The organism is Ureibacillus thermosphaericus, from assembly GCF_002370195.2.
Classification (GTDB): Bacteria; Bacillota; Bacilli; order Bacillales_A; family Planococcaceae; genus Ureibacillus; species Ureibacillus thermosphaericus.
Genome location: NZ_AP018335.1, coordinates 2787542 through 2799274, shown reverse-complemented (window position 1 = coordinate 2799274; position 11733 = coordinate 2787542). Strand labels below are relative to the sequence as shown.

At 37.7% G+C, this 11733-nt stretch carries 11 protein-coding genes; 8 read left to right on the top strand and 3 right to left on the bottom strand.

What is annotated here, in order from left to right; genetic code table 11:
- Window positions 1–18 precede the first annotated feature (18 nt).
- The 3 genes from UtA1_RS13435 (at window position 19) to UtA1_RS17285 (ending at window position 2909) form a co-directional block, all read left to right on the top strand.
- The gene (locus tag UtA1_RS13435) at window positions 19–1104 is read left to right on the top strand and encodes a bifunctional 3-deoxy-7-phosphoheptulonate synthase/chorismate mutase (protein WP_016837078.1); all 1086 of its coding nucleotides are present in this window, start codon (window positions 19–21) and stop codon (window positions 1102–1104) included.
- A gap of 181 nt (window positions 1105–1285) precedes the next feature.
- Window positions 1286–2299, top strand: coding sequence for a catabolite control protein A (gene ccpA, locus UtA1_RS13430; RefSeq protein ID WP_096551580.1), 1014 nt, complete (start codon window positions 1286–1288; stop codon window positions 2297–2299).
- A 466-nt stretch (window positions 2300–2765) separates the two neighbouring features.
- The gene (locus tag UtA1_RS17285; RefSeq protein WP_172597787.1) at window positions 2766–2909 is read left to right on the top strand and encodes a hypothetical protein; all 144 of its coding nucleotides are present in this window, start codon (window positions 2766–2768) and stop codon (window positions 2907–2909) included.
- Between the two features lie 74 nt (window positions 2910–2983).
- On the opposite strand, the gene UtA1_RS13425 is transcribed toward UtA1_RS17285, so the two are convergent.
- Genes UtA1_RS13425 through UtA1_RS13415 form a run of 3 tightly spaced genes read right to left on the bottom strand, consistent with a single transcriptional unit; the run spans window position 2984 to window position 5442 of the window.
- Window positions 2984–4150: an acetoin utilization protein AcuC gene (locus UtA1_RS13425; protein WP_096551578.1), complete on the bottom strand. Its 1167-nt coding sequence runs from the start codon at window positions 4148–4150 to the stop codon at window positions 2984–2986.
- Entirely contained in the window at window positions 4147–4794 is a 648-nt protein-coding gene (locus UtA1_RS13420; RefSeq protein WP_096551576.1) for a CBS and ACT domain-containing protein, read from the bottom strand. Before UtA1_RS13420 ends, UtA1_RS13425 begins: the two co-directional genes overlap by 4 nt.
- A gap of 15 nt (window positions 4795–4809) precedes the next feature.
- Complete coding sequence (locus UtA1_RS13415) at window positions 4810–5442, bottom strand: GNAT family N-acetyltransferase (protein WP_096551574.1); 633 nt, start codon at window positions 5440–5442, stop codon at window positions 4810–4812.
- A 166-nt stretch (window positions 5443–5608) separates the two neighbouring features.
- Here UtA1_RS13415 and acsA point away from each other — a divergent pair, with 166 nt between their 5' ends.
- From acsA to UtA1_RS13390, 5 genes are all read left to right on the top strand, one after another.
- Window positions 5609–7339 carry an acetate--CoA ligase gene (gene acsA / locus UtA1_RS13410; protein ID WP_408647295.1) on the top strand — a complete coding sequence of 577 codons (1731 nt, stop codon included), beginning with the start codon at window positions 5609–5611 and terminating at the stop codon, window positions 7337–7339.
- Window positions 7340–7543: 204 nt separating this feature from the next.
- The gene (argC, locus tag UtA1_RS13405) at window positions 7544–8578 is read left to right on the top strand and encodes an N-acetyl-gamma-glutamyl-phosphate reductase (protein WP_096551572.1); all 1035 of its coding nucleotides are present in this window, start codon (window positions 7544–7546) and stop codon (window positions 8576–8578) included.
- A gap of 31 nt (window positions 8579–8609) precedes the next feature.
- The gene (argJ, locus tag UtA1_RS13400) at window positions 8610–9830 is read left to right on the top strand and encodes a bifunctional ornithine acetyltransferase/N-acetylglutamate synthase (protein ID WP_096551570.1); all 1221 of its coding nucleotides are present in this window, start codon (window positions 8610–8612) and stop codon (window positions 9828–9830) included.
- Entirely contained in the window at window positions 9793–10572 is a 780-nt protein-coding gene (argB, locus tag UtA1_RS13395) for an acetylglutamate kinase (protein ID WP_096551568.1), read from the top strand. The genes argJ and argB overlap by 38 nt, the downstream gene beginning before the upstream one ends.
- On the top strand, window positions 10569–11699 hold the full coding sequence (locus UtA1_RS13390; protein ID WP_096551566.1) for an acetylornithine transaminase: 1131 nt from the start codon (window positions 10569–10571) through the stop codon (window positions 11697–11699). Before argB ends, UtA1_RS13390 begins: the two co-directional genes overlap by 4 nt.
- Window positions 11700–11733 lie beyond the last annotated feature (34 nt).

The window sequence follows — 11733 nt, the reverse complement described above, 5'->3', positions numbered from 1 at the left end:
GAGGAGGAGAATTAGGGAATGAGTGAAAAAAGATTAGAAGCACTTCGACAACAAATTGACGAACTAAATTTAGAGATTCTTCGTTTGATTAACGAACGTGCTGAAATTGTAAATGAAATTGGTAAAATTAAAGAAAAACAAGGCGTTACACGATATGACCCGTTACGTGAACGTCATATGTTAGATTTACTGAAAAAGCATAATAAAGGTCCGTTAAATCAAATGACGGTTGATTATATCTTTAAAACAATTTTTAAAACGGCTTTGAAACAATTAGAATCAGATACGAAAAAAGAATTGCTTGTGTCACGTAAGAAAAAACCAGAAGATACAGTGATTGAAATTAATAATGAAAAAATTGGAGTTGGCGAGCCAACATTCATCTTCGGTCCATGTTCAGTAGAATCATATGAACAAACAGCACAAGTAGCCGCTTCAATTAAAGCTAAAGGATTAAAGTTCATCCGAGGGGGTGCTTACAAACCTCGTACTTCTCCATATGACTTCCAAGGATTAGGCTTAGAAGGTTTAAAAATTTTAAAACGCATTTCTGAAGAATATGGATTAGCGGTAGTGACTGAGATTGTCACACCTGCTCATATTGAAGAAGCTTTGGATTATGTTGATGTCATTCAAATCGGTGCCCGAAACATGCAAAACTTTGAATTGCTAAAAGCAGTTGGTGAAACGAACAAACCAGTATTATTAAAACGTGGATTAGCTGCTACAATCGATGAATTTGTGCACGCAGCAGAATATATCATGTCTAAAGGTAATGAAAATATCATGCTTTGCGAACGCGGAATCCGCACTTACGAAAAAGCAACACGCAACACACTAGACATTTCAGCGGTTCCAATTTTAAAACAAGAAACACATTTGCCTGTATTTGTTGACGTAACTCATTCAACTGGACGCCGAGACTTATTATTGCCTTGCGCTAAAGCAGCTATTGCCATCGGGGCAGACGGTGTGATGGCGGAAGTGCATCCAGATCCATCAGTAGCATTATCCGATTCACAACAACAAATGGATTTACAGCAATTTGACCAATTCTTTGAAGAGCTTCAAAAATTCATGAAACAATATGAATATAAAGCTTAATGTTTTATACTATCCAATCACTAAGATTGGGTAGTTTTTTCTTACTCGAATATTTAGTGATAATTTACTAGTATTATATCTAAAATATTATATTTTTTTGAACTTTTCCTTTGTATTGAAATAATTAAGCAAAATATCGTATTATGAAGACAATAATAAAATGAAAAAGGAGGGAAAACCTTTGACTGTTACAATTTATGATGTTGCACGGGAAGCGAATGTTTCAATGGCAACAGTGTCACGAGTAGTAAATGGTAATCAAAATGTTAAGCCTTCTACTCGTAAAAAAGTGCTTGAAGTGATTGAACGTCTTGAATATCGTCCTAATGCGGTAGCAAGGGGACTTGCGAGCAAAAAAACTACAACAGTAGGAGTTATTATACCTGATATTTCAAACAATATATATGCTGAAGCAGCTCGAGGGATTGAAGATATTGCAACGATGTATCGATACAATATTATTTTGGCCAACTCTGACCAAAATGAAGACAAAGAGTTGTCACTGCTTGACACAATGTTAGGAAAACAAGTTGATGGAATTGTAATGATGAGCGACGCAGTTACACCGAAATTACTTCAGTCAATGGAAAATTCCCCTGTACCGATTGTTCTTGCAGGTTCAATTGATGAATCTCAAAAGTTACCTTCAGTTAATATCGATTATTTCCAAGCAACTTATGAAGCGGTAAATATGTTAATTACGAATGGACATAAACGTATTGCATTCGTTAGCGGACCGTTAAGTTATACAATCAACGCCAAATATAAGCTAGAAGCTTATAAAAAAGCATTGAAAGATGCTGGATTAGATGTGGATGAATCGTTAATTGTTGCTGAAGACAGCACGTATGACGGTGGAGTGGAAGCATGGAAAGAGTTAAACCAAATCGAAAATCCGCCGACTGCCTATTTTGCTGGAAGTGATGAATTAGCAATTGGAATTATTCATGCTGCACAAGATCACGGTATCAAAGTACCGGAAGATATTGAGGTCATCAGTTTTGAAAATTCGAAATTAGCTCGTATGGTAAGACCACAATTAACGAGTGTGGCACTACCTTTATATGAAATCGGTGCAGTATCAATGAGATTATTAACGAAATTCTTGAATAAAGAAAAAGTAGAAGATCAAAATGTTATTTTGCCTTATCGAATTGAAAAACGTGATTCAGTAAAAGAAAAACCCAAAAAATAAAAGAGTGTAGACAAAGTCTTAAATGATTTTGTCTACACTTTTTCGTGCGCCCGGCATGTACATGAACTATAGGGTGTAAGTCCCGAACCCCGAAGACAGAAGTAGAGGTTAGCCAAGAGCAAGGGTGTCCGTGGTGACGCGGAATCTGAAGGAAGCTGGAGGCAAAACACCGGTCCGAGGAACACGAACCTCATATAAGGCTAGGTATGATTGAGTGAGTTTGCGAAACAAAACAAAGCTCTTTCTGTCGAAGGTCATATCGAGTAAATGAGGCGGATAGATGGTGTGAAAGTGCATGTACTTACCCGGGGAGGTCTGATGGATACGTGAAGTACACTTCATAACCTACTTAGTGATAAGTAGCTGAACCATCAGAAGTCAGCAGAGGTCATAGTATTAGTTGGTCTAGAACAACTGAGAAGGACCGAACAATTAAGAGAGAATAGCCCTTGGCATTCAGTGAGTCATGATGAACACAGAAAACGTAGTACCTCACTTGAGGGAGGAAGCGGTGAATCCCGTGGGGGACCTCTTGGAGGGTGGAGTGACCACTGGCATAAAGAGAACAGCTATTCACGGAAGTTATAAAGACTTGCGTCAATCATCTTAATTGAACCGCCGTATACGGAACCGTACGTACGGTGGTGTGAGAGGACGGGAGTTAATCGCTCCCTCCTACTCGATTTATATGATGCTATTTTTTTCACTTCTGATGATATTTAATGCTTTTGTGAGCATTTGTGCATTTTTTTCTTCTATTTCCGCTTTTCTTGGAATTGGTTCAAATAATGGATTTGGGTCTTCCCACGTTGGAATGAGCGGCACCGGCGCCTCTTTTTGCCATTTGTTTAACCAAACTTCAGGCAGTTTTCCTGTTGGAATGGGGTAATCATTCATCTCTAGCCAAATCAGTGACCATGCCCGTGGCACAACTCGCCACATGTCATAACCGCCGCCACCAACGGCAATCCATCGTCCATCACAATATTCATGAGCCAATTCATGAGCGAGTTTCGGAATCTCTCGGTATATTTTCATGGAGGCATATAAATGAGTTAAAGGATCAAAATAATGGGCATCTGCGCCATTTTGGGTAAAAAGTACATCGGGTTTAAAATATTCAATGACTTCCCTTAAAGCTTTTTCGTACACCATTAAAAAACTATTATCCTCAGTAAAGGCTTCAAGAGGAAAGTTAAATGAAGTTCCATAACCTTGTCCATTTCCTCTTTCACTGATATTTCCCGTACCTGGAAATAAATATCTGCCTGTCTCGTGAATGGAAAATGTGCAAACGCTAGGATCATCATAAAATGTCCATTGTACACCGTCACCATGATGAGCATCTGTGTCTACATAAAGAACGCGAGCTTGATATTTTTCTTGTATGTAACGGATTGCAATCGAACTATCGTTGTATATACAAAAGCCACTTGCTCTTCCACGAAAACCATGATGCAAACCACCACCGAGATTTAAAGCATGTTTACTTTTTCCTTGCATTACATAATCTACCGCTTGCAATGTACCGCCGACAAGCAAACTACTTGCTTCATGCATGTTCGGAAATATCGGGGTATCTTCTGTTCCAATGCCGTATGGTTCTGCTTGTTCTGCTGTTATGAGGCCATGTCCTGCTTTTTTTACGATGTCGATATATTTTGGATCATGGACCAGTTCAAGTTCTTCATCAGTTGCTACTCTTGCTGGAATGATATCATCATCTGATAAGGCGTCAATGTTTTTTAGTAAATCAATAGTTAACAGTAACCGCTTATGGTTAAATGGATGGCTGTCAGAAAACTTGTAGCTTAATTGTTCTGGTGAGTATACAAATACTGCATTTTTCATAGATTCACCCCTGGCACATTAGGCCATAATACTTCAAAGCCGTTGTTTCGTAAATCAGTAATAATTGATAAAGGATTCATCATTCGAATGCGAATTGAAATGATGCGGCTATCATTGTTTTCTGTATCAGGAAATACTAAAATGCTTAACACATTTGCATGATGTTTTTTTATAAGTGTTAGGACATCTGCTAATGTTCCAACTTTATCTTTTAACCGAATATCAATTTTCGATGAAGGCTGATGTGCACCTGTTAATTCAATATAAGCATACAGTAAATCCGAAGATGTAACGATACCTACAAGCTTCCCTCCAGAAACTATAGGTAGGCAACTAATTTTTGATTCGTAAAATGTAATCGCTACATCTTCAACAAAATCAAGTGGATGACCAACGATGACATCTTTTACCATAAATTTTTCTAGTGGTGTATCATAAATAGTCGGATTATTTTCTTCTTTAAGACAAGAAGGTAATGCATTTTTGACGTCGTGTGATGTAATAAGACCAACGACATTTTCTTCATCATCTACAATGGGAATGTGGCGGATACTTTTTTCTCTCATCAATTTAAGGGCATCGTTTAATGTATCTTTCGGTGTAAGCGCATACACTTCTCTTTTCATAATTTGTTCGACAATCATACTCATCCTCCTAAATCAATACATGTATCGATGTTTAAATCGAAGTCTGTCAAATCGTTCGATGGAATCTTGATTCACTCGCTTGCCTATACGAACCATTAGGCAATTGGCTGGATGTGATGTTATTTCTGGATCATCGGTCGCACAATATTCAAAGCCAACTGTTTTCATTAAATTTTCCATCATATTTCGATATTGCCATACATTTAGTCCTGTACCTTTTAAATCCCAATGCCAATAATATTCTGTAGTAATAACTAAGTAATCTTCCATTTCATCTCCCATAAAGGAAACTTCTAATAGTTTTTTTCCTACCCCAGCTCCCCGATAGGATGGTATTACTTCAATTGCTCCCAATTCTAGCATATTTTCAATCTTATCCTCTGACCATCTCTCAAGTGGATCAGGATAAAGATATGTGACATAGCCGATGACGGTATTTTCATTGCGAGCGATAATAATTCTACCTTCTATTAATTTAGCTATCTCGATTAATGCCCTTTTTTGTTCCTGTGGAGGACGAAAAGAAGTTAAATTTTCATGAAATTCATATTGTTCTAGTGTTTCTGGCGGTATGGGCCCTTCGACGATGACGGTGCCATGAGGCGTTTTCAACTGCGCATTGTAATAATTTTTTATATGTTGCAATCAGCATCACCTCCGTTTTTCTATTACTAACATTATATGATAAATTCTGTGCATTAACGCAGAAATTTGTGAAAAATAAACAAATTAACTAAAAGTTAAAAATATTTTGCTAATTATAATGATTCGTTGTAAAATGTAAAATATCAAAAAAGAAAGGGGATATTTCATGGGGATGAAAACGACTGAGAAATTAGCAGTTGTTCACGGGGATTATCATCTAAAAAACTATGATGAAACATATGCTAATTTCGACTGGAAGGAAGTAGAGAAAGCATTTAGTTGGTATACGACGGGGAAACTAAATGCTGCTTACGAAGCAATCGATCGTCATGCAGAATCAGATCGAAAAAACAAAGTAGCTCTTTACTTTAATAACGGGGAACGTAAAGAAGCCTACTCATTCTATGATATGAAGCGCATGACGAACAAGGCTGCCAACGTGTTTAAACAGTATGCAAGCCTTGAAAAAGGGGATCGATTGTTTATCTTTATGCCGAGATCTCCAGAATTGTATTTTTCTTTGCTTGGTGCTTTGAAACTGGGGGTAATTGTAGGTCCGCTCTTTGAAGCATTTATGGAAGGAGCGGTATATGACAGATTGTCCAATAGCGAAGCAAAGGCAATCGTTACAACGAAAGAATTGTTGAACCGTGTGCCGCTTGATCGATTGCCGCACTTAGAAACGGTCTTTCTTGTTGGGGAACAAGTAGAAGAAAATGAAAAAATTGTTGACTTTAATAAAAAATTAGAAGAAGCTTCCAGCGATTTCGACATCGTTTGGGTTGATCGAGAAGACGGAATGCTTTTACATTATACATCCGGCTCAACGGGGGCTCCAAAAGGAGTATTGCATGTTCATAATGCAATGATTCAACATTATCAAACTGCTCGTTGGGTATTAGACTTGCGTGATGACGATATTTACTGGTGTACAGCAGACCCTGGATGGGTGACAGGTACTGCTTACGGTATTTTTGGTCCATGGTTGAATGGAGTAACGAATGTTATTATTGGAGGACGCTTTAGTCCTGATAGTTGGTATGGTGCAATTGAAGAATATGGTGTTACTGTATGGTACAGTGCCCCAACGGCATTCAGAATGTTAATGGGTGCAGGTACAAGCGTGTTAAAACAATATGATTTATCTTCATTACGACACGTGCTTTCTGTAGGAGAACCATTAAATCCAGAAGTCATTCGTTGGGGAATGAATGAATTAGGCTATCGCATCCACGATACTTGGTGGATGACAGAAACAGGTGGGCACATGATTTGCAACTATCCAAGCATGGAAATCAAACCAGGTTCCATGGGAAAACCAATTCCAGGTGTATACGCTACTATTGTTGATGATGAAGGAAATGAATTGCCGCCATATACGATGGGGAACTTAGCGATTCGAAAAGGATGGCCTGCCATGATGAGAGCCATTTGGAAAAATCCTGAGCGTTATGAACAATATTTCTTAAATGGAGAATGGTATGTTTCAGGAGATTCAGCATATAAAGATGAAGATGGATATTTCTGGTTCCAAGGTCGTGTCGATGATGTAATTATGACAGCTGGCGAGCGAGTTGGACCATTTGAAGTAGAAAGCAAATTGCTAGAACATCCAGATGTTATTGAAGCGGGTGTTATAGGAAAGCCAGATCCAGTTCGCGGAGAAATCATTAAAGCCTTTATTGCATTACGACCTGGAGTTGAACCGACAGAAGAATTGAAAGAGGAAATTCGCCAGTTTGTTAAAACGGGTTTAGCTGCCCATGCGGCACCTAGAGAAATTGAGTTTAGGGATAAACTTCCAAAAACTCGAAGTGGTAAAATCATGCGCCGCGTATTAAAAGCTTGGGAGTTAAATCTTCCAACAGGTGACTTATCGACGATGGAAGATGATTGATTCAATGAATTGCTAGAACACACCATGTGATTTGTTGAGCAAGATAATATTTATGCATCTACCGAAGGATGATTCATTTATAAATTAAGTGAATATCCTTCGTTTTTTGTTCTATAGAATTTTTCAAAAATATATAAAAATACATTTGACTTTATATTTATACATGTTTATACTATACATTATCTTACAGAAGAGGTGAGAATGATGAAGGTGGCAATCATTGGAGCTACTGGATATGGTGGATTAGAACTGATTCGGTTTTTACATAATCATCCTGAAGTAGAACGGATGGACTTGTTTACTTCTTCTGAAGAAGGAGTTATATTTTCGTCTAAATTTGGTCATTTATTGAATATTCAAGATGTCCCTTTACAAAAAATAGATTATGAGACTTTGATGAAATATGATGTTGTCTTTGCAAGTACACCTAGTGGAGTGACGAGCAAACTTTTACCTCCGCTTGTAGGAAGAGGACCAAAATTAATCGATTTATCTGGAGATTATCGATTAAAAAATCTACAAGACTATGAAAAATGGTATAAGAAAGAACCGGCTCCACCGGAAATTATAGAAAAAAGCGTATATGGTTTAACAGAATGGAATGAAAAGAACATTAAGGAGGCTGCTTTTATAGCAAATCCAGGCTGTTATCCGACTGCGGTACTCTTATCAATCCTTCCGCTAATTAAGAATGGTTTAATTGATCCTTCCTTCTTAGTGATAGACGCAAAAAGCGGAGTATCAGGTGCTGGAAATAAACCAACAAAAATGACGCATTTTAGTGAAACGAATGAAAACTTATCAATTTATAAGATAAATGAACATCAACATATTCCGGAAATAGAGCAAGCCATTGAAATGTTTACGAACGTTAAAGCAACCATTACATTTAATACGCATTTAGTGCCCATGACGAGGGGAATTTTAGCGACTTCCTATGCACCGGTGGCAAATGGAGTAACTACAAAAGATTTAACGGAATGTTTACTAGAAACGTATAAAAAACATCCGTTTGTTCGTGTGATTACCGATGCCGATACAATTGGAACGAGTCGAGTAAAAGGTTCGAACTATTGCGATGTGTTTGCAAAAGTAGATGAACGGACAAATCGGGCTACCATCATTGGTGTAATTGACAATTTAGTTAAAGGGGCTGCAGGGCAGGCAATTCAAAATATGAATGTTCAAATGAATCTGCCGCAAACGACTGGCTTAAATGTCGTACCATTGCTTATTTAATTTTGCGTTTGAGAGAAATGGAGGAGAAAAAATGGAATCTATAGTAGAGATGAAGCTATCAAGTAAAAATATTGTATCACCGAAAGGGTTTAAAGCTGCTGGAATCCATTGTGGACTTAAACATAAGAAAAAGGATTTAGCACTTTTATATAGTGAAGTACCAGCGAGTGTTGCAGGCGTATTTACAACAAACAAAGTGCAAGCTGCACCGATTAAAGTAACGAAAGAAGTTGTTTATGAAACGAAAAAAATGCAGGCGGTAATTGTCAACTCTGGTAATGCCAATGCTTGCACAGGAAAACAAGGGTTGCTTGATGCTTATGAAATGCAAAAATTAGCTGCAGAAAAATTAGGTATCGATCCTGAATTAGTGGGAGTTTCTTCTACTGGAGTTATCGGTGAGATGCTAAAGATGGATTACATCCGTGAAGGTGTGAAAAAAATTGAGATAGGAAATACATTGGAAAATGGCATCGATTTTGCACAAGCAATTTTAACGACAGATACGGTCATGAAAAACACAACTTATTCCACAACTATCGATGGAAAAGAAGTCGTAATTTCAGGTACAGCAAAAGGTTCTGGAATGATTGAACCAAATATGGCGACGATGCTTGGATTTATTACAACAGATGCGAATATCGAATCCGATGTATTACAAAAAGCGTTATCAGAAATTACAGACTTAACTTTTAACTGTATTACAGTTGATGGAGATACTTCAACTAACGATATGGTATTGGTGTTGGCGAATGGTTTAGCAGGGAATAACCCATTAACACCGGAACACCCAGACTGGAACAATTTTTATAAAACTTTACAAATGGTTGCAGAAGATTTGGCAAAAGCAATTGCACGAGATGGAGAAGGCGCAACAAAACTAATTGAGGTAGAAGTAGATGGGGCTGTTTCAGATGAAGAAGCACGAAAAATTGCAAAAACGGTTGTAGGCTCTCCATTAGTGAAGACGGCGGTATTTGGTTGTGACGCTAACTGGGGACGCATTATTGCGGCTGTTGGTTATAGTGGAGCAACAGTTGACCCAGACAAAATTATGATAAAAATTGGTGATAAAAAAATGGTGGAAAATGGTGAACCCGTTCCATTTAATGAAGAAGAACTAATAAAAATTTTAAAGGCAAATGAAATAAAAATTTATGTTTCATTAAGTCAAGGAGAAGGACACGGGTTTGCATGGGGGTGCGATTTATCTTATGACTATGTACAAATCAATGCAAGCTACCGTTCGTAAACGAATTGTCATTAAATTAGGTGGAAGTACATTAGAAGGCTTAAATGAGGCCTTCTTTTCCAATTTTAAAACATTACAAGAAGAAGGTTATGATATCATCATTACCCATGGCGGAGGTCCGGCCATAAACCGAGAATTGGAAAAAAGGAAAGTTTCATCGCATAAAATAAATGGTATTCGAGTAACAAATAGAGAGGCAATGGAAGTTGTTCAGTCGATTTTAATTGGCCAAGTGAATCCGAAACTCGTTTACGATTTAAATCGAGCAGGCATTCAAGCAATCGGTATAAACGGATTTGATATGAATCTTCTTCAGTGTGAATTACTAGACTATGAAACTTATGGATATGTGGGAGAAATAAAGCATATAAATACTGATATTATCGATATCCTTACCACAAAGAAAGTGGTGCCGGTCATTAGTTGCATCGGCGTTTCCGAAGAAGGACAAGGATTAAATATTAACGGTGATACAGTAGCTAGCGAAATTGCGTTGGCAGTAGGTGCTGAACGTTTACTGCTTGTTACAGATGTAGCTGGAATTCGCATTGGTGGAAAGTATCAAAAAGAAGTTACACCTGAACTCATTCATCGGTGGATTGAAGAAGGCGAAATTACAGGGGGGATGATACCAAAAGTAGAGGGAGCGATTCGAGTATTAAAAGCAGGCATCCCGAAAGTAGAAATCGTTGATGATACGTTAACAGGGACAACAATAATCAGTAAGGAGTTAGTAAAATGAGTGCACTTTTTAATACTTACGCAAGAAGACCCATTGCTCTTGTTGAAGGGAAAGGGACCATCGTCAAAGATCAAAATGGCAAAGAATATTTGGATTTTACAAGCGGAATTGCTGTATTATCATTGGGTCATGCTCATCCGGAACTTGTCAAAACAATTCAGGAACAAAGCGAGAAAATTTGGCATACTAGCAATTTATATCAAATACCGGGTCAGGAAAAACTAGCGCAATCACTCGTAAAGGATACACACTTTTCATACGCATTTTTCTGTAATAGCGGAGCAGAAGCAAATGAAGCGGCTATTAAGCTCGCACGTAAACATACTGGAAAACACCATATTATTACCTTTCAACAATCATTCCATGGCCGTACATTTGGTTCAATGAGTGCAACAGGACAAGGAAAAATTCATAACGGTTTTGGTCCGTTAGTGGACAAATTTACGTATCTACCATTTAATGATGTGGATGCATTAAAGAGTGTAATTGATGATACAGTTGCTGCCATCATGCTTGAAGTCATTCAAGGTGAAGGCGGGGTCAATGCGGTTACCGATGAGTTTGCTGAAGCTATTCAAGAGATTTGTTCAGAGAATGGAATTTTATTAATCATTGATGAAGTTCAAACAGGAATCGGTAGAACAGGTACCCGTTTCGCCTTCGAACAAACCCCTTTAAAACCGGATATTGTGTCAATAGCTAAAGGACTCGGAGGAGGATTTCCAATCGGTGGTATATTAGGAACAAAAGAATTGTTTGATACTTTTAGTCCAGGTACACATGGTACAACTTTTGGAGGAAATCCGTTAGCTGTTGCTGTTGCTCAAAAAGTTATTGACATTGTATTCCAACAAGAATTTTTAGATGAAGTAAAAAAGAAATCAGATTATTTTGGTGAAAAGTTAAAAGCAGCTTTCCATAATGGAGAATTTAAAGTTAAAGGTAGAGGGTTATTGATTGGTTTAGAAGGGGAAAATGAAGTGGCGCCAGCTATTAGTAAACTAGAAGAAGCTGGTTTATTAGTTTGTTCGGCTGGTACAAAAGTAATTCGATTATTGCCTCCTCTAACGGTAAGCTATGAAGAAATCGATCAAGCCATCGACATTTTAAAAAAGGTATTCGCATAAAAAGAAAGGGTGAACTGCTTCCTGTCAAATAGAC